Genomic DNA, 14,936 nt, shown 5'->3' with positions numbered 1-14,936 from the left:
GGCTTTTTATATCGAGATATCGACGACGCCTTACTCGACGTCAACCGCCACCGTATCGGTGTCGGGGCGATCGACCAGTTCGACCAGTGCCATCGGCGCGTTATCGCCATTTCGGAAGCCATATTTAAGAATGCGCAGATAACCGCCAGGACGCGTCTTGTAACGCGGGCCCAGTTCGCCGAACAACTTGACGACCATGTCGCGGTCGCGCAGGCGATCGAACGCCAGGCGGTGATTCGACAGGCTGGGCTCTTTGCCCAGCGTGATCAGCGGCTCGACAAAGCGGCGCAGTTCCTTGGCTTTCGGCAGCGTGGTCTTGATGACTTCGTGCTTCAGCAGCGACACGCTCATGTTGCGGAACATGGCCAAGCGATGGCTGGTAGTACGGTTCAGTTTACGGTTGGATTGACGATGACGCATGGCTTATTCCTTTCAGACAGTATTCTTGGGCTAGGCCACCCGCCACGGCGACCCGCACTTTATTTTGATTTCGATTCAGTAAATCAGGGGCGTTCAAGCCCAGCGGGCGGCCAGTTTTCAAGCTTCATGCCCAAGGACAAACCCTTGGAAGCCAACACATCCTTGATCTCGTTCAGCGACTTGCGGCCCAGGTTAGGGGTGCGCAGCAGTTCGGTCTCGGAACGCTGGATCAGATCGCCGATGAAATAGATGTTTTCGGCTTTCAGACAGTTGGCCGAACGCACAGTCAGCTCAAGATCATCAACCGGACGCAGCAGCAACGGATCGACCTGCGGCGAGCGCGGCGACTCGGATTCGGCCGGCGTGCCTTCCAGATCGGCAAAAACGGACAGCTGGTTCACCAGGATGCGCGCGGCAGTACGGACAGCCTCTTCCGGTTCGACGACACCATTGGTCTCGATGTCGATCACCAGACGGTCGAGGTCGGTACGTTGCTCGACGCGGGCGCTTTCGACCGAGTAGGCCACACGGCGCACCGGGCTGAACGAGGCATCGACCAGGATCGAGCCGACGGCGCGGGTTTCTTCCGAAACCTTGCGCGCGGTCGCCGGCTGATAGCCACGGCCCGCCTCGATCTTGATTTCCATGTCGAGTTTGCCGCCCTTGGTCAGGTGGGCAATTACGTGATCGGGGTTCAGTACCTCGATATCGTGGCCAATCTCAATGTCACCCGCCGTGACAACGCCTTCGCCAGACTTGGACACCTTCAGGATAGCCTCGGCCTTGCCATGCATCTTGAACGCGATACCCTTGAGGTTCAGCAGAATGTCGACGACATCCTCCTGTACACCATCAATGGTCGAATATTCGTGAACGACACCGCTGATCGCCACTTCAGTGGGCGCATAACCGACCATGGAAGACAACAGGATACGACGCAGCGCGTTGCCGAGCGTGTGGCCGTAACCGCGCTCGAAGGGTTCCATGATGACCTTGGCGTGCAGCGGGGAGGCGCGATCCACCTCCACAATACGCGGCTTGAGAAATTCCGTAGCGCTTTGCATAAAGTGCGTTTCCTTAAGACCGTCTCAGCTTATTTGGAGTACAACTCGACAACCAGCGATTCGTTGATGGTCGATGGCAGTTCCGAACGTTGCGGCGCCGCCTTGTAGGTGCCCTTGAGCGCCTTGGCGTCAACCTCGACCCATTCAGGATAACCGCGCGCGGCACTTGCTTCTGCGGCTGCCTTGATGCGCAGCTGGGCTTTCGCCTTGTCCACCACCTCGACCACATCGCCGGCGCGAACCTGGTACGACGGGATGTTGACCCGGCGCCCGTTCACGGTGATGCCGTTGTGACGAACCACCTGACGTGCTTCGGTACGCGACGCGCCGAAGCCCATGCGGTAACACACGGAATCCAGGCGCGACTCGAGCATGGACAGCAGGTTTTCGCCGGTGACGCCCTTGCGGCTGTCAGCCCGTTTGTACGTCAGGCGGAATTGACCTTCGAGAACGCCGTAGATACGGCGGATTTTTTGCTTTTCACGCAGCTGCACGCCATAACCGGACAGACGCGCACCGCTTTTCTGGCCATGCTGGCCAGGTGCATAGGCGCGGCGTTCAATCGCACATTTGTCGGTAAAGCACTTCTCGCCTTTCAGAAAGAGCTTTTCGCCCTCACGACGGCACTGACGGCATTTGGGATCAAGATTACGAGCCATGATTTTCCCTGGAAATTAGATACGACGCTTTTTGGAGGGACGGCAACCGTTATGCGGAATCGGGGTCACGTCCGAGATCGCGACGATCTTGAAACCCAGCGCATTCAACGCACGCACGGTGGACTCGCGACCAGGGCCGGGGCCCTTGATCCGCACTTCCAGGTTCTTGACGCCATATTCCTGTGCCATCTTGCCGGCATTCTCGGCCGCAACCTGCGCCGCGAACGGTGTCGATTTGCGCGACCCCTTGAAGCCCGCACCGCCAGCCGTCGCCCACGACAAGGCATTGCCCTGGCGGTCGGTGATGGTCACGATGGTGTTGTTGAACGAGGCGTGAATATGCGCAATACCTTCCGCGACATTCTTCTTGACCTTTTTGCGTACACGCGCTGCTGTTTTAGTAGCCATGATTAACCTTTACTTTTTGATGGCCTTGCGCGGGCCCTTGCGGGTACGTGCATTGGTACGGGTGCGCTGACCGCGAACCGGCAGGCCCTTGCGATGACGGAAGCCGCGGTAGCAGCCAAGATCCATCAATCGCTTGATGTTCATGGTAATTTCACGGCGCAGATCGCCCTCGACCGTGAACTTGGCCACGCCCTCACGCAAGCGCTCCATTTCGGCTTCGGACAGGTCCTTGATTTTGGACGTACGGGCAACACCCGTCGCGTCGCAAATCTTGCCGGACGTGGTCCGACCGATGCCGTAAATGGCGGTCAACGCAATAACCGCGTGTTGATGATTCGGGATATTAACCCCAGCAATACGAGCCATTCGCAGAGCTCCGAACGCAAAACAAAAAATTATAACACGTCAACCAATCTTTGGGTTGACTCGAATACAAACTCGCCAGTTTAGCCCTGGCGCTGCTTGTGGCGCGGATCGTCACAGATCACGCGCACAACGCCTTTGCGGCGCACAACCTTGCATTTACGGCACATTTTCTTGACTGAAGCCTGCACTCTCATGGTTTTCTCCATTCATCCACCGGCAGAGACTGCCGGCTAAAAATCATTTGGCCCGGAAAACAATCCGGCCCTTGGTCAAATCGTACGGCGTCAATTCCACCGTCACCTTGTCGCCCGGAAGAATGCGGATGTAATGCATGCGCATTTTCCCGGAGATATGACCCAACAACACATGACCGTTTTCCAGCTTGACTCGAAAGGTGGCGTTCGGCAGGTTCTCGATCACTTCACCCTGCATCTGAATGACATCTTCCTTAGACATCAGCGCCCCGCCAAGCTGTTCTTGAAATTGGCCTTCTTAAGTAAGCCTTCATACTGGTGCGACATCACATATGCCTGAACCTGCGCCATGAAATCCATGGTCACCACCACAATAATCAGCAGGGACGTTCCGCCAAAGTGGAACGGAACATTCCATTTCAAAATCAGAAACTCGGGCAGCAAACACACCAAGGTGATGTAAATCGCACCCACCAGCGTCAGCCGGGTCAGTATCTTGTCGATATAACGTGCTGTCTGCTCACCCGGGCGGATACCCGGCACAAACGCGCCACTCTTCTTCAGGTTATCTGCGGTTTCCTTGGAATTGAACACAAGGGCCGTGTAGAAAAAACAGAAGAATATGATCGCGATTGCATACAACAGCACGTATACCGGCTGGCCGGGCGACAGGGTTGCCCCGATGTCCTTCAGCCAACTCATGCTCTCACCGCTCCCGAACCATCCCGCCAGCGTGGCCGGGAACAGAATGATGCTGGAGGCAAAAATCGGCGGGATCACTCCGGCCATATTCAGCTTCAGCGGCAAGTGCGAGCTCTGGCCACCCACCACCATTTTTCCAACCTGGCGTTTGGCATAGTTGACCAGAATCTTGCGTTGGCCACGCTCGACAAAGACAACCAGCGCGGTCACCAGCAATACGGCAACAAACAGCATCAGCACGAGCGGGATCGAATACGCACCCGTGCGCGTCAGCTCCAGCGTACCGCCGATCGCGTGCGGCAAACCCGCGGCGATCCCTGCAAAAATGATGATCGAGATGCCGTTGCCCAGGCCTCGTTCGGTCACCTGTTCGCCCAGCCACATCAGGAACATCGTGCCAGCGGTCAGCGTGACTACGGTGATCGCGCGAAATGCCAAGCCCGGATCCAGCACGAGGCCTGCTTGCGATTCCAGCGCAATGGCAATCCCCAAGGCCTGAAACACTGCCAGGAACAAGGTTCCGTAGCGGGTGTACTGGGTAATCTTGCGACGGCCGGCCTCACCCTCTTTTTTCAGGGCCTCCAGTTGAGGCGACACGCTGGTCATCATTTGCACGATAATCGACGCCGAAATATACGGCATGATCCCTAGCGCGAATACGCTGAAACGCGACAAGGCACCGCCCGAGAACATGTTGAACATGCCCAGGATGCCGCCCTGTTGCGACTTGAACACCTGGTCGAGCACGAGCGGATCGATGCCCGGCACCGGGATAAAGGTGCCTATCCGGTAAACGATCAGGGCGCCAAGCAGAAACAGCAAGCGACGCTTGAGGTCGCCGTATTTGTTCAAGCCGGTTTTGGGCGTGGCCAAAGCGGAGTCCTCGCTGACTTATTCGGCGACGCTGCCGCCGGCTGCTTCGATCGCAGCACGCGCACCTTTGGTCACCGCGATACCGTTCAGCTTGATCGCCTTGCCAATTTCGCCGGCCAGATAAATCCGGGCGGATTTGGCGCTGGCGCTGACGATACCCGCCTGCTTCAGTACCAGCAAATCAATCTCATCCACGCCCACTGCAGCCAGTTCATACAAGCGTACGCGAGCCGTATCCGCCTTGGTCAGCGAGACGAAGCCGCGCTTCGGCAAACGGCGATGCATCGGCATCTGACCGCCTTCAAAGCCAACCTTGTGGAAACCGCCTGCACGGGATTTCTGTCCTTTATGGCCACGACCCGCGGTCTTGCCCAAGCCCGATCCAATGCCACGACCCACGCGGCGCTTGTCTTTCTTGGCACCGTCTGCCGGTTTAATGTTATTCAGTTCCATTTAAGCCTCGCACTTCACCAGATAGGCAACCTTGGTAATCATCCCACGGTTTTCCGGCGTATCCAGCACTTCAACGGTATGGTTCATCCGACGCAGGCCCAGACCTCGCACACAGGCGCGGTGCGGCGCCTTGGTGCCAATCAGGCTCTTGATCAGCGTCACCTTGATTTTCTTCTGCTCGCTCATGACTTACCCCGCAATGTCTTCGACAGACTTGCCGCGCTTGGCTGCGATCTCGGACGGCGTGGACATCTTCATCAGGCCGTCGATCGTGGCACGCACGACGTTATAGGGATTGGTCGAACCGAGGCACTTGGCCAGCACGTTCTGCACGCCCATGACTTCGAACACTGCACGCATCGCACCCCCGGCGATGATGCCCGTACCTTCGGATGCCGGCTGGATCAGCACGCGCGACGCGCCATGCTGGCCCACCACGGTGTGATGGAAAGTTCCGTTCTTCAGGCTGATCTTGACCAGCTTGCGACGCGCTTCTTCCATGGCCTTCTGCACGGCCACGGGCACTTCGCGGGACTTGCCCTTGCCCATGCCGATGCCGCCATCGCCATCGCCAACCACGGTCAATGCGGCAAAACCCATGATCCGGCCGCCCTTCACCACTTTGGTGACGCGGTTGACCGAAATCATCTTTTCGCGCAAGCCGTCGCCGCGCTCTTCGTTACTCGTAGGTGCTGTACGGGCCATCTTGATTCTGCCTCGTTAAAATGCCAAACCGCCTTCGCGGGCCGCTTCAGCCAGGGCTTTCACACGCCCATGAAACTTGAAGCCGGCTCGGTCGAAAGCCACTTTTTCAATGCCCAAGCCCTTGGCTTTTTCGGCCAGACGCTTGCCCACAGCCGCAGCCGCGGCCACATTCCCGCCATTGGCCAGCTGGCCGCGCAGTTCCTTGTCGTTCGAGGACACGCTGGTCATGACCGTTCCGCCATCCGCCGAAATGATCTGGGCGTAGATGTGACTGTTGGTGCGGTGAATTGCCAGGCGAATCGCCTTGACGGCCGCGATTTTGGCGCGGGTTTTGCGCGCTCTGCGAATCCGTGATTGCTTGGTGTTCATTATCTGTCCTTAAGCCTTACTTCTTCTTGGTCTCTTTCTTGATGACCACTTCGTCGCTATAGCGAACGCCCTTGCCCTTGTAGGGCTCCGGCGGACGGTATGCGCGCACGTCGGCGGCCACCTGCCCAACAGCCTGGCGATCAATGCCCTTGATCACGATCTCGGTCTGCGTCGGGGTCTCAACCTTGATGCCAGCCGGCATCTTGTGCACGACCGGATGCGAGAAACCAAGCGTCAAATTGAGCGCATCACCCTGAGCCTGAGCACGATAACCGACCCCAACCAGCGTCAGCTTCTTCTCGAACCCCTTGGAAACACCTTGCACCATGTTGTTGACCAGCGCACGCAGGGTCCCCGCCATGGCGTTCGCCTGAATGCTTGCACCGATAGGTGCAAAGGTCAGCACACCCTCATTGAGCGCAACCGTCACATCGGACGACATTGCACGACTCATGCTGCCCAGCGGGCCCTTGACGGAGATGGCGCCACCCAAGGTGACTTCGACACCCTTCGGCAACGTAATAGGATTATTGGCTACACGTGACATATCCGCTCCCCTTTACGCAACCACGCACAGAACTTCGCCACCCACGCCTTTGGCGCGCGCATGGCGGTCGGTCATCACACCGCTTGAGGTCGAGACAATTGCCACGCCCAAGCCGTTCATGACGCGCGGCAGGTCTTCGGCGCCTTTATAGATGCGCAAACCGGGCTTGCTGACGCGCTCGATGCGTTCGATGACCGGACGGCCCGCGTAATATTTCAGTTGCAACTCGAGTTCAGGCTTACCGGCCTCGCCACGCACAGCGAAATCCTCGATATAGCCTTCGTCCTTCAGCACCTTGGCTATCGCCACTTTGACCTTGGAGGAGGGCATCGTGACAGCCGCTTTTTCAACCGCCTGCGCATTACGGATGCGGGTCAGCATGTCCGCGATGGGATCACTCATACTCATATCGTCTACCCCTTACCAGCTAGCCTTGACGATGCCCGGGATCTCGCCCCGCATCGCATACTCACGCAGCTTCCCGCGTGCCAGGCCAAACTTGCTGAACACACCACGCGGACGGCCCGTCAATTGGCAGCGGTTACGCTGTCTCACAGGGCTGGAATTACGCGGCAGTTCCTGCAACGTCTTGTATGCCGCCATGCGATCTTCGTCGCTGGTCGCCACATTGGCGATGACGGCTTTGAGCTCGGCACGCTTGGCAGCATATTTCTTCACCATGCGCGCGCGCTTTTCTTCGCGATTAATCAAGGATAACTTGGCCATGCCTACCTCAATTCTTGAACGGGAAACTGAAGGCGGCAAGCAGGGCTCGCGCTTCATCATCAGTCTTGGCGGTGGTGGTGATCGTGATGTTCATGCCACGCAACGCATCGATCTTGTCGTACTCGATCTCGGGAAAAATGATCTGTTCCTTGACACCCATGTTGTAGTTGCCACGGCCATCGAAGGACTTGCCCGAAATGCCACGAAAGTCGCGGATACGCGGCATGGCCACCGTGACCAGACGGTCCAGAAATTCGTACATCTGGGCGCGGCGCAGGGTCACCATGCAGCCGACCGGATAGTTCTCACGGATCTTGAAGCCGGCAATCGACTTCTTGGACTTAGTGACAACCGGCTTCTGACCCGCGATCTTCTGCATGTCAGCCACTGCGTGGTCCATCACCTTCTTGTCAGCCACCGCCTCGCCAACCCCCATGTTCAGGGTGATCTTCTGGATACGCGGCACTTCCATGATGGATTTATAACCAAACTGCTCGACCAGCTTGGGCACCACCGTCTCACGATACAATTCTTGAAAACGCGCCATGATCACCCCTGAGCGTCAACCATTTCGCCATTGGACTTGTATACCCGCACCTTGCGGCCGTCCTCCAGCATCTTGTAACCCACGCGATCCGCCTTCTGCGTGCCAGCATTGAACAATGCGACATTCGAAGCCTGAATCGGCATCTCTTTCTCGACGATCCCGCCCTGGATGTTGCGCATGGGATTGGGCTTCTGATGTTTCTTCACCCGATTCACACCCTCAACCACCACATGACCGTCATCCAGCACACGCAGGACGACGCCGCGCTTGCCCTTGTCTTTTCCGGCCAGGACGACCACCTGATCGCTTTTACGAATACGTGCCATGATTCCCTCTCACAGAACCTCGGGCGCAAGCGAGACGATCTTCATGAACTTCTCGGTACGCAACTCACGGGTAACCGGCCCGAAGATACGGGTGCCGATCGGCTCTAATTTATTGTTCAACAACACCGCAGCGTTGCCGTCAAAGCGCACCAGCGAGCCATCCGGGCGACGCACGCCCTTGGCGGTACGAACCACCACAGCATTGTAGATGTCGCCCTTTTTCACGCGGCCACGCGGCGCAGCATCCTTGATGCTGACCTTGATGATGTCGCCCACACCTGCATAACGACGGTGGCTGCCGCCCAGCACCTTGATACACATAACCGAGCGTGCACCGGTGTTGTCTGCCACGTCCAATACGGACTGCATCTGAATCATTTAATTGCCTCCAACTTTATCCACCACAGCGGTGGCCAGTTTTGGAACCCGTTCGGGAGAACTCCCGCCCATGGCGGGATTGCTTGAGTCAGCGAACCGGATTCAAAACCGGCTCACCAACCGGAAAACCCGACACTATACCGGGTTTGATTGCCTCACGCAAGCCTTAAACGCGGGCGCGCTCGATCAACTTGCTGACGGTCCAGGCCTTGGTACGCGACAATTTACGCGATTCTTCGATCTGCACCATGTCGCCCTCGTGAAACTCGTTGTTTTCATCGTGGGCGTGATACTTTTTCGACAAACGGATCACCTTGCCGATGACCGGATGCTTGACCCGACGCTCAACCAGAACCGTGACCGTCTTGTTCATCTTGTCGCTCACCACACGCCCAGTCAGCGTGCGCACCATCTTCTTGACTTCAGTCATGCTTGACCCGCCTTCTCGCGCATAATGGTCTTGACCCGGGCAATATCGCGGCGCAGCTTGCCCAGATCAGCAGTCTTGCTCGACTGCTGGGTCGCCACCTGCATACGCAATGCAAAGTGGGCACGCAACAGCGATTCCAGTTCCTGCTTCAACTCCGCGGCATTCTTGCCGCGCATTTCTTTCGTATTCATCACTCAGCTCCCGATCATGCGGGTTACGAAGGTGGTCGCGATCGGCAGCTTGGCCGCTGCCAGGCGGAACGCCTCGCGTGCCAACGTCTCGTTCACACCATCCATCTCGTACAACACTTTGCCCGGTTGGATTTCGGCGACGTAGTATTCCGGCGCACCCTTACCATTACCCATCCGCACTTCGGCAGGTTTACGCGAAATCGGCTTGTCCGGGAAAATACGGATCCAGATACGGCCGCCACGCTTGATGTGACGGGTCATCGCACGACGCGCAGCTTCGATCTGACGCGCAGTCAAACGACCGCGGCCGACTGCTTTCAGACCGAAATCACCAAAACTCACATCGGCACCGCGCGTTGCGAGGCCAGTGTTACGGCCCTTCTGTTCCTTGCGGTATTTTCTTCTAGCTGGCTGCAGCATGTTTCACTCCTGATTTCTTGCCGCGCTTTTCCTGTTCTGCGGCCACAGGCTGTTCGCCGCGATTCAGCGCATCGCCCTTGTAGACCCACACTTTGATACCGATGATGCCGTAGGTCGTTTTCGCTTCGGCAAAACCATAATCGATTTCGGCGCGCAAGGTATGCAGCGGTACGCGGCCTTCGCGATACCACTCGGTACGCGCGATCTCGGCACCGTTCAGGCGGCCCGAGCTCATGATCTTGATGCCCTGGGCACCCAGACGCATGGCGTTCTGCATGGCGCGCTTCATGGCGCGGCGGAACATCACGCGCTTTTCAAGCTGCTGGGCAATGCCGTCGGCGATGATCTGCGCATCGGTTTCCGGCTTGCGCACTTCTTCGATATTGACATGCACCGGCACTGACATCAGGCGCGCCAGTTCGCCGCGCAGCACTTCGATGTCTTCACCTTTCTTGCCGATCACCACACCGGGGCGGCCGCTGAAAATCGTGATGCGTGCGTTCTTCGCTGGACGCTCGATCAGCACCTTGGAGACCGACGCATGGGCAAGCTTCTTTTTCAGATAGTCACGAACCTTGATGTCCTCCAGCAGCGTGCTGGAGAAATTGCGGTTGGAGCCGTACCACTTGGCCGTCCAGATACGCTGAACACCAAGGCGGAACCCGATCGGATGTATTTTTTGTCCCATGGCGCTTCCTTAATCGCCAACCGTCACAGTGATGTGACAGGTCGGTTTGCTAATACGGTTGCCACGGCCTTTGGCGCGGGCAGTAAAGCGCTTCAGCACAGAACCCTGGTCGACATAGATCGTCTTGACTTTCAGGGTGTCGATGTCGGCACCTTCGTTGTGCTCGGCATTGGCGATCGCCGACTCGAGCACTTTCTTGATGATGCCGGCGCCTTTTTTCGGGCTGAAGGCCAGAATGTTCAACGCCTTCTCCACGCGGAGGCCGCGGATCTGGTCAGCAACCAGACGGCCTTTCTGTGCGGACAGGCGGGTACCACGCAAAACTGCAGAAACTTCCATCATGCGCTCCTTATTTCTTCGCCTTCTTGTCCGCAACGTGGCCCTTGAAGGTACGCGTCAGGGAGAACTCGCCCAGCTTGTGGCCGACCATGTTTTCGGTCACAAACACCGGCACATGCTGACGGCCGTTATGCACAGCAATCGTCAGCCCGATGAAATCGGGCAGCACGGTGGAACGACGCGACCAGGTTTTGATCGGGCGCTTGTCGTTCGAGCCGCGCACGGTTTCGATCTTTTTCAGCAGGTGCCCGTCAACGAACGGGCCTTTTTTAATTGAACGTGCCATATCTTTCTACCTCAATCAGCGCGCGTGACGGCGGCGGACGATCATGTTGGAGGTGCGCTTGTTGCTGCGGGTGCGATAACCCTTGGTCGGGGTACCCCACGGACTGACCGGATGCCGACCCGCCGCAGTACGACCTTCACCACCACCGTGCGGGTGATCGACCGGGTTCATCACGACGCCGCGAACCGTCGGACGCACGCCGCGCCAACGCATCGCACCGGCTTTGCCGATCGAACGCAGGCTGTGCTCTTCGTTGCCCGCCTCGCCCAGCGTGGCACGGCAATCAACGTGCACCTTGCGGATTTCACCCGAACGCAGACGCAACTGGGCATAACTGCCTTCCCGTGCCAGCAGCTGGACCGAGGTACCGGCCGAGCGCGCAATCTGCGCGCCCTTGCCCGGCATCATCTCGACGCAGTGAACCGTGCTACCAACTGGAATGCTGCGCAGCGGCAGACAATTGCCGGCCTTGATCGGTGCTTCAGCGCCGTTCAACAGCTGTGCGCCCACCGCAATGCCGCGGGGCGCGATGATGTAACGGCGCTCGCCATCGGCATAACACAACAGGGCCAGATGGGCGGAACGGTTGGGGTCATATTCCAGACGCTCGACCTTCGCGGGAATACCGTCCTTGTTGCGACGAAAATCGACCACGCGGTAATGCTGCTTGTGACCGCCACCCTTGTGACGAACCGTAATATGGCCGTTATTGTTGCGGCCCGATCCGCGCTTTTTCGGCTCGAGCAGGGCTGCGACCGGCTTGCCTTTGTGTAGGCCGGGCGTAACGACCTTGACGACCGCGCGGCGGCCGGCAGAGGTGGGTTTGACTTTAATCAGTGCCATGTTTTTCTCCCTTACTGGCCGGACGCGAAGTCGATGTCCTGACCCGGCTTCAGGGTGACATACGCTTTCTTCCAGTTGTCACGGCGACCCGTGACACGACCGGAGCGTTTGACCTTGCCCTTGACGTTCAGTACCTGCACACCCGTCACTTCAACCTTGAACAGACTGGCAACCGCTGCGCCAATTTCCTGCTTGGTCGCGTCGGGCAACACACGAAAAACAACCTGGTTCAGCTTGTCGGCCACGCGCGTGCTCTTTTCGGAGATCACTGGCGCGAGAATGACTTTGAGCAAGCGCTCCTGACTGATCGCATTCATCACACCATCTCCTCAAACTGCTTGACCGCCGCCTTGGTGATCAGCACGTTGCCAAATTTGACCAGACTCCACGGGTCAGCCTGATGCGGCTCGACCACGTAGACGTTCGGCAGATTGCGCGAAGACAACCACAGATTGTCGTCCACGCTGTCCGCAATGATCATGACCTTGCCATAGCCCATCGACTTGAGCTTGTTGGCAAGCAACTTGGTCTTGGGCGAATCGATCCCCAAGCTCTCGACGACCTTGAGCTTGCCATCGCGCGCAAGCTGCGACAGGATGGTCGCAAGGCCTGCACGGTACATCTTGCGGTTCACCTTGTGGGAGAAGTTCTCGTTCGGCTTGTTCGGGAAAGTCACACCGCCGCCGCGCCAGATTGGGCTCGAGGTACGGCCGGAACGCGCACGACCGGTACCCTTTTGACGCCACGGCTTGTGCGTGGAGGCCGTCACTTCGGCACGCGTCTGCTGCGCGCGGTTTCCGCTGCGCGCATTGGCCTGGAATGCGGTCACCACCTGATGCACCAGCGCCTCGTTGTAGTCGCGACCAAAGGTTTCGTCGGAAGCGGTGACACTGGTCACCTGCTGACCCTGGTCATTAATGACGGTCAAATCCATTAGGCACCCCCTTTCACTGCCGGGCGCACCACGACATGTCCACCCTTGGAACCCGGAACGGCGCCCTTCAACAGCACCAGCCCACGCTCCGCATCGACGCGCACAACCTCAAGGTTCTGCTTGGTGCAGGTCACTGCACCCATATGGCCGGACATGCGTTTGCCCGGGAACACGCGACCCGGATCCTGCGCCATACCGATGGAGCCCGGCACATTGTGCGAACGCGAGTTGCCGTGCGTAGCCCGCTGCGACTTGAAGTTATGGCGCTTGATGGTGCCCGCAAAGCCCTTGCCCTGCGTCACACCGGTAACATCCACCTTCTGCCCCGCCTGCAGCACCGCCACAGAAACCGCAGCGCCAGCCTGGTACTGGGCTGCAACATCTGCAGGCACGCGAAACTCGCGCAGCAACTCGCCCGCGTCCACGCCCGCCTTGGCGTAATGTCCGGCTTCCGATTTATTGACACGGCTATTGCGGCGGCTGCCATAGGCAACCTGCACAGCAGAATAACCGTCGTTTTCTGGCGTGCGCACTTGCGTCACACGATTGTTTGACATTTCCAGCACCGTCACCGGAACGGACGCACCGTTCTCGGTAAAAATGCGGGTCATGCCGACCTTGCGGCCAACGAGCCCGATACTCATCTTTGTATTTCCTATCTCAAGCCGGCAGCCGAAGCCACGGACAAGGGTTTTAGGTGCCGATTACAATTGACCGGCGACTATTGGTACAACTGAAGGGGCGGCAGTATACCCAAGCCGCCCGCTTTTTACAACTTGATTTCGACGTCGACGCCAGCCGGCAGATCCAGTTTCATCAGGGCATCGACCGTCTTGTCGGTCGGATCCATGATGTCCATCAGACGGCGATGGGTGCGGATCTCGAACTGGTCGCGCGACGTCTTGTTGACGTGCGGGGAACGCAACACATCAAAACGCTCGATCGATGTCGGCAACGGGACCGGGCCCTTGACCACGGCGCCGGTACGCTTGGCCGTCTCCACGATTTCGAGCGCGGACTGGTCGATCAGTTTGTAGTCAAACGCCTTCAGGCGGATGCGGATTTTCTGGTTTTGCATTATTGAGCCTTACTCTTCGATCTTAGCCACGACACCCGCACCGACGGTACGACCGCCTTCGCGGATGGCGAAACGCAGACCTTCGTCCATGGCGATCGGCTGAATCAACGAGACTTTGATGCTGACGTTGTCGCCAGGCATCACCATCTCGGTGCCTGCCGGCAGTTCAATGCTGCCCGTGACGTCGGTGGTGCGGAAATAAAACTGCGGACGGTAGCCGTTGAAGAACGGGGTGTGACGACCCCCTTCGTCTTTCGACAGCACGTAGATCTCGGCAGAGAACTTGGTGTGCGGCTTGATGGAGCCGGGCTTGGCCAGGACCTGGCCGCGCTGGACTTCTTCACGCTTGGTGCCGCGCAGCAGGACGCCGACGTTGTCGCCCGCCTGACCCTGGTCAAGCAGCTTGCGGAACATCTCAACACCGGTGCAGGTGGTCTTGGCGGTGGGGACGATGCCGACGATTTCGATTTCTTCGCCAACCTTGATGACGCCGCGCTCGACACGACCGGTGACGACGGTGCCGCGACCAGAGATGGAGAAGACGTCTTCAACCGGCATCAGGAAGGGCTTGTCAATGGCGCGCTCGGGCTCGGGGATGTAGTTGTCGAGGGCGTCGGCCAGCTTCATGATGCTGGGCTCGCCGATGTCGCTCTGGTCGCCTTCGAGGGCTTTCAGGGCGGAACCGATGATGATGGGGGTGTCGTCGCCGGGGAAGTCGTACTTGGACAGGAGTTCACGGATTTCCATTTCGACGAGCTCGAGCAGTTCGGCGTCGTCGACCATGTCGGCCTTGTTCATGTAGACNATGATGTAGGGCACGCCAACCTGACGGGCCAGGAGGATGTGCTCGCGGGTCTGGGGCATGGGACCGTCGGCGGAGGACACGACGAGAATGGCGCCGTCCATCTGGGCAGCACCAGTGATCATGTTCTTGACGTAGTCGGCGTGACCCGGGCAGTCAACGTGGGCGTAGTGACGCTTGGCGGTCTC

Annotated in this window: 30 protein-coding genes; all 30 read right to left on the bottom strand. The window is 58.3% G+C overall.

The genetic code is table 11. The features are described 5' to 3' along the window. Positions 1-30 precede the first annotated feature (30 nt). Complete coding sequence (gene rplQ, locus B058_RS0107465) at positions 31-420, bottom strand: 50S ribosomal protein L17 (protein ID WP_018507859.1); 390 nt, start codon at positions 418-420, stop codon at positions 31-33. Positions 421-503: 83 nt separating this feature from the next. Then, positions 504-1,484, bottom strand: coding sequence for a DNA-directed RNA polymerase subunit alpha (locus tag B058_RS0107460; RefSeq protein WP_018507858.1), 981 nt, complete (start codon positions 1,482-1,484; stop codon positions 504-506). Positions 1,485-1,513: 29 nt separating this feature from the next. After that, positions 1,514-2,143 (bottom strand): 30S ribosomal protein S4, encoded by a 630-nt coding sequence (rpsD, locus tag B058_RS0107455; protein WP_018507857.1) that lies wholly within the window; start codon positions 2,141-2,143, stop codon positions 1,514-1,516. Between the two features lie 15 nt (positions 2,144-2,158). Then, entirely contained in the window at positions 2,159-2,551 is a 393-nt protein-coding gene (gene rpsK / locus B058_RS0107450) for a 30S ribosomal protein S11 (protein WP_011310940.1), read from the bottom strand. Positions 2,552-2,560: 9 nt separating this feature from the next. Continuing rightward, positions 2,561-2,917 (bottom strand): 30S ribosomal protein S13, encoded by a 357-nt coding sequence (gene rpsM, locus B058_RS0107445; RefSeq protein WP_018507856.1) that lies wholly within the window; start codon positions 2,915-2,917, stop codon positions 2,561-2,563. A gap of 80 nt (positions 2,918-2,997) precedes the next feature. Further along, positions 2,998-3,111 carry a 50S ribosomal protein L36 gene (gene rpmJ / locus B058_RS0107440; protein WP_026240735.1) on the bottom strand — a complete coding sequence of 38 codons (114 nt, stop codon included), beginning with the start codon at positions 3,109-3,111 and terminating at the stop codon, positions 2,998-3,000. 43 nt (positions 3,112-3,154) lie between these two features. Beyond that, a complete protein-coding gene (gene infA, locus B058_RS0107435) occupies positions 3,155-3,373 on the bottom strand; it encodes a translation initiation factor IF-1 (protein WP_011310938.1) in 219 nt (72 codons plus the stop codon). Beyond that, a complete protein-coding gene (gene secY, locus B058_RS0107430) occupies positions 3,373-4,686 on the bottom strand; it encodes a preprotein translocase subunit SecY (RefSeq protein WP_018507853.1) in 1,314 nt (437 codons plus the stop codon). The genes infA and secY overlap by 1 nt, the downstream gene beginning before the upstream one ends. An 18-nt stretch (positions 4,687-4,704) precedes the next feature. Next, complete coding sequence (rplO, locus tag B058_RS0107425; protein ID WP_018507852.1) at positions 4,705-5,139, bottom strand: 50S ribosomal protein L15; 435 nt, start codon at positions 5,137-5,139, stop codon at positions 4,705-4,707. Next, the gene (gene rpmD / locus B058_RS0107420; protein WP_018507851.1) at positions 5,140-5,325 is read right to left on the bottom strand and encodes a 50S ribosomal protein L30; all 186 of its coding nucleotides are present in this window, start codon (positions 5,323-5,325) and stop codon (positions 5,140-5,142) included. A 3-nt stretch (positions 5,326-5,328) separates the two neighbouring features. Further along, complete coding sequence (rpsE, locus tag B058_RS0107415) at positions 5,329-5,844, bottom strand: 30S ribosomal protein S5 (RefSeq protein ID WP_018507850.1); 516 nt, start codon at positions 5,842-5,844, stop codon at positions 5,329-5,331. Positions 5,845-5,859: 15 nt separating this feature from the next. Further along, complete coding sequence (gene rplR / locus B058_RS0107410) at positions 5,860-6,213, bottom strand: 50S ribosomal protein L18 (RefSeq protein ID WP_018507849.1); 354 nt, start codon at positions 6,211-6,213, stop codon at positions 5,860-5,862. Positions 6,214-6,229: 16 nt separating this feature from the next. Further along, positions 6,230-6,760 (bottom strand): 50S ribosomal protein L6, encoded by a 531-nt coding sequence (gene rplF / locus B058_RS0107405; protein WP_018507848.1) that lies wholly within the window; start codon positions 6,758-6,760, stop codon positions 6,230-6,232. A gap of 12 nt (positions 6,761-6,772) precedes the next feature. Then, positions 6,773-7,168, bottom strand: a complete 396-nt coding sequence (rpsH, locus tag B058_RS0107400; protein WP_018507847.1) for a 30S ribosomal protein S8 — start codon at positions 7,166-7,168, stop codon at positions 6,773-6,775. Positions 7,169-7,180: 12 nt separating this feature from the next. Continuing rightward, positions 7,181-7,486, bottom strand: a complete 306-nt coding sequence (gene rpsN, locus B058_RS0107395) for a 30S ribosomal protein S14 (RefSeq protein ID WP_018507846.1) — start codon at positions 7,484-7,486, stop codon at positions 7,181-7,183. A gap of 7 nt (positions 7,487-7,493) precedes the next feature. After that, positions 7,494-8,033 carry a 50S ribosomal protein L5 gene (gene rplE / locus B058_RS0107390; RefSeq protein ID WP_026240734.1) on the bottom strand — a complete coding sequence of 180 codons (540 nt, stop codon included), beginning with the start codon at positions 8,031-8,033 and terminating at the stop codon, positions 7,494-7,496. A gap of 2 nt (positions 8,034-8,035) precedes the next feature. Beyond that, complete coding sequence (gene rplX, locus B058_RS0107385; RefSeq protein WP_018507844.1) at positions 8,036-8,359, bottom strand: 50S ribosomal protein L24; 324 nt, start codon at positions 8,357-8,359, stop codon at positions 8,036-8,038. A 9-nt stretch (positions 8,360-8,368) separates the two neighbouring features. Further along, positions 8,369-8,737, bottom strand: a complete 369-nt coding sequence (gene rplN, locus B058_RS0107380) for a 50S ribosomal protein L14 (protein ID WP_018507843.1) — start codon at positions 8,735-8,737, stop codon at positions 8,369-8,371. A 166-nt stretch (positions 8,738-8,903) separates the two neighbouring features. Further along, entirely contained in the window at positions 8,904-9,167 is a 264-nt protein-coding gene (gene rpsQ, locus B058_RS0107375; RefSeq protein ID WP_018507842.1) for a 30S ribosomal protein S17, read from the bottom strand. Further along, on the bottom strand, positions 9,164-9,358 hold the full coding sequence (gene rpmC / locus B058_RS0107370) for a 50S ribosomal protein L29 (RefSeq protein WP_018507841.1): 195 nt from the start codon (positions 9,356-9,358) through the stop codon (positions 9,164-9,166). The genes rpsQ and rpmC overlap by 4 nt, the downstream gene beginning before the upstream one ends. 3 nt (positions 9,359-9,361) lie before the next feature. Then, the gene (rplP, locus tag B058_RS0107365) at positions 9,362-9,778 is read right to left on the bottom strand and encodes a 50S ribosomal protein L16 (RefSeq protein ID WP_018507840.1); all 417 of its coding nucleotides are present in this window, start codon (positions 9,776-9,778) and stop codon (positions 9,362-9,364) included. Further along, positions 9,762-10,466 carry a 30S ribosomal protein S3 gene (gene rpsC, locus B058_RS0107360; protein ID WP_018507839.1) on the bottom strand — a complete coding sequence of 235 codons (705 nt, stop codon included), beginning with the start codon at positions 10,464-10,466 and terminating at the stop codon, positions 9,762-9,764. The genes rplP and rpsC overlap by 17 nt, the downstream gene beginning before the upstream one ends. 9 nt (positions 10,467-10,475) lie before the next feature. Beyond that, complete coding sequence (rplV, locus tag B058_RS0107355; protein ID WP_018507838.1) at positions 10,476-10,805, bottom strand: 50S ribosomal protein L22; 330 nt, start codon at positions 10,803-10,805, stop codon at positions 10,476-10,478. Positions 10,806-10,815: 10 nt separating this feature from the next. Continuing rightward, positions 10,816-11,091, bottom strand: coding sequence for a 30S ribosomal protein S19 (gene rpsS, locus B058_RS0107350; RefSeq protein WP_018507837.1), 276 nt, complete (start codon positions 11,089-11,091; stop codon positions 10,816-10,818). 15 nt (positions 11,092-11,106) lie between these two features. Continuing rightward, positions 11,107-11,934: a 50S ribosomal protein L2 gene (rplB, locus tag B058_RS0107345; RefSeq protein ID WP_018507836.1), complete on the bottom strand. Its 828-nt coding sequence runs from the start codon at positions 11,932-11,934 to the stop codon at positions 11,107-11,109. Positions 11,935-11,945: 11 nt separating this feature from the next. Continuing rightward, positions 11,946-12,251 (bottom strand): 50S ribosomal protein L23, encoded by a 306-nt coding sequence (gene rplW, locus B058_RS0107340; RefSeq protein WP_018507835.1) that lies wholly within the window; start codon positions 12,249-12,251, stop codon positions 11,946-11,948. Further along, positions 12,251-12,868, bottom strand: a complete 618-nt coding sequence (gene rplD, locus B058_RS0107335; protein WP_018507834.1) for a 50S ribosomal protein L4 — start codon at positions 12,866-12,868, stop codon at positions 12,251-12,253. Before rplD ends, rplW begins: the two co-directional genes overlap by 1 nt. Next, positions 12,868-13,512 carry a 50S ribosomal protein L3 gene (rplC, locus tag B058_RS0107330; RefSeq protein ID WP_018507833.1) on the bottom strand — a complete coding sequence of 215 codons (645 nt, stop codon included), beginning with the start codon at positions 13,510-13,512 and terminating at the stop codon, positions 12,868-12,870. Before rplC ends, rplD begins: the two co-directional genes overlap by 1 nt. A 125-nt stretch (positions 13,513-13,637) precedes the next feature. Then, positions 13,638-13,946, bottom strand: coding sequence for a 30S ribosomal protein S10 (rpsJ, locus tag B058_RS0107325; RefSeq protein WP_018079500.1), 309 nt, complete (start codon positions 13,944-13,946; stop codon positions 13,638-13,640). A 9-nt stretch (positions 13,947-13,955) separates the two neighbouring features. Beyond that, positions 13,956-14,936, bottom strand: a 981-nt coding sequence (gene tuf, locus B058_RS0107320) for an elongation factor Tu (RefSeq protein ID WP_018507832.1), incomplete at its 5' end; no start/stop codon positions are given.

The organism is Thiobacillus thioparus DSM 505 (genome assembly GCF_000373385.1).
Classification (GTDB): domain Bacteria; phylum Pseudomonadota; class Gammaproteobacteria; order Burkholderiales; family Thiobacillaceae; genus Thiobacillus; species Thiobacillus thioparus.
This window is presented reverse-complemented; position numbering and strand designations above follow the sequence as displayed.

Excerpts from the sequence above, each read along its gene's own strand:
- rplQ (WP_018507859.1), bottom strand. The coding sequence starts at position 420 with ATGCGTCATCGTCAATCCAACCGTAAACTGAACCGTACTACCAGCCAT.
- B058_RS0107460 (WP_018507858.1), bottom strand. The coding sequence starts at position 1,484 with ATGCAAAGCGCTACGGAATTTCTCAAGCCGCGTATTGTGGAGGTGGAT.
- rpsD (WP_018507857.1), bottom strand. The coding sequence starts at position 2,143 with ATGGCTCGTAATCTTGATCCCAAATGCCGTCAGTGCCGTCGTGAGGGC.
- rpsK (WP_011310940.1), bottom strand. The coding sequence starts at position 2,551 with ATGGCTACTAAAACAGCAGCGCGTGTACGCAAAAAGGTCAAGAAGAAT.
- rpsM (WP_018507856.1), bottom strand. The coding sequence starts at position 2,917 with ATGGCTCGTATTGCTGGGGTTAATATCCCGAATCATCAACACGCGGTT.
- rpmJ (WP_026240735.1), bottom strand. The coding sequence starts at position 3,111 with ATGAGAGTGCAGGCTTCAGTCAAGAAAATGTGCCGTAAATGCAAGGTT.
- infA (WP_011310938.1), bottom strand. The coding sequence starts at position 3,373 with ATGTCTAAGGAAGATGTCATTCAGATGCAGGGTGAAGTGATCGAGAAC.
- rplO (WP_018507852.1), bottom strand. The coding sequence starts at position 5,139 with ATGGAACTGAATAACATTAAACCGGCAGACGGTGCCAAGAAAGACAAG.
- rpmD (WP_018507851.1), bottom strand. The coding sequence starts at position 5,325 with ATGAGCGAGCAGAAGAAAATCAAGGTGACGCTGATCAAGAGCCTGATT.
- rpsE (WP_018507850.1), bottom strand. The coding sequence starts at position 5,844 with ATGGCCCGTACAGCACCTACGAGTAACGAAGAGCGCGGCGACGGCTTG.
- rplR (WP_018507849.1), bottom strand. The coding sequence starts at position 6,213 with ATGAACACCAAGCAATCACGGATTCGCAGAGCGCGCAAAACCCGCGCC.
- rplF (WP_018507848.1), bottom strand. The coding sequence starts at position 6,760 with ATGTCACGTGTAGCCAATAATCCTATTACGTTGCCGAAGGGTGTCGAA.
- rpsH (WP_018507847.1), bottom strand. The coding sequence starts at position 7,168 with ATGAGTATGAGTGATCCCATCGCGGACATGCTGACCCGCATCCGTAAT.
- rpsN (WP_018507846.1), bottom strand. The coding sequence starts at position 7,486 with ATGGCCAAGTTATCCTTGATTAATCGCGAAGAAAAGCGCGCGCGCATG.
- rplE (WP_026240734.1), bottom strand. The coding sequence starts at position 8,033 with ATGGCGCGTTTTCAAGAATTGTATCGTGAGACGGTGGTGCCCAAGCTG.
- rplX (WP_018507844.1), bottom strand. The coding sequence starts at position 8,359 with ATGGCACGTATTCGTAAAAGCGATCAGGTGGTCGTCCTGGCCGGAAAA.
- rplN (WP_018507843.1), bottom strand. The coding sequence starts at position 8,737 with ATGATTCAGATGCAGTCCGTATTGGACGTGGCAGACAACACCGGTGCA.
- rpsQ (WP_018507842.1), bottom strand. The coding sequence starts at position 9,167 with ATGACTGAAGTCAAGAAGATGGTGCGCACGCTGACTGGGCGTGTGGTG.
- rpmC (WP_018507841.1), bottom strand. The coding sequence starts at position 9,358 with ATGAATACGAAAGAAATGCGCGGCAAGAATGCCGCGGAGTTGAAGCAG.
- rplP (WP_018507840.1), bottom strand. The coding sequence starts at position 9,778 with ATGCTGCAGCCAGCTAGAAGAAAATACCGCAAGGAACAGAAGGGCCGT.
- rpsC (WP_018507839.1), bottom strand. The coding sequence starts at position 10,466 with ATGGGACAAAAAATACATCCGATCGGGTTCCGCCTTGGTGTTCAGCGT.
- rplV (WP_018507838.1), bottom strand. The coding sequence starts at position 10,805 with ATGGAAGTTTCTGCAGTTTTGCGTGGTACCCGCCTGTCCGCACAGAAA.
- rpsS (WP_018507837.1), bottom strand. The coding sequence starts at position 11,091 with ATGGCACGTTCAATTAAAAAAGGCCCGTTCGTTGACGGGCACCTGCTG.
- rplB (WP_018507836.1), bottom strand. The coding sequence starts at position 11,934 with ATGGCACTGATTAAAGTCAAACCCACCTCTGCCGGCCGCCGCGCGGTC.
- rplW (WP_018507835.1), bottom strand. The coding sequence starts at position 12,251 with ATGAATGCGATCAGTCAGGAGCGCTTGCTCAAAGTCATTCTCGCGCCA.
- rplD (WP_018507834.1), bottom strand. The coding sequence starts at position 12,868 with ATGGATTTGACCGTCATTAATGACCAGGGTCAGCAGGTGACCAGTGTC.
- rplC (WP_018507833.1), bottom strand. The coding sequence starts at position 13,512 with ATGAGTATCGGGCTCGTTGGCCGCAAGGTCGGCATGACCCGCATTTTT.
- rpsJ (WP_018079500.1), bottom strand. The coding sequence starts at position 13,946 with ATGCAAAACCAGAAAATCCGCATCCGCCTGAAGGCGTTTGACTACAAA.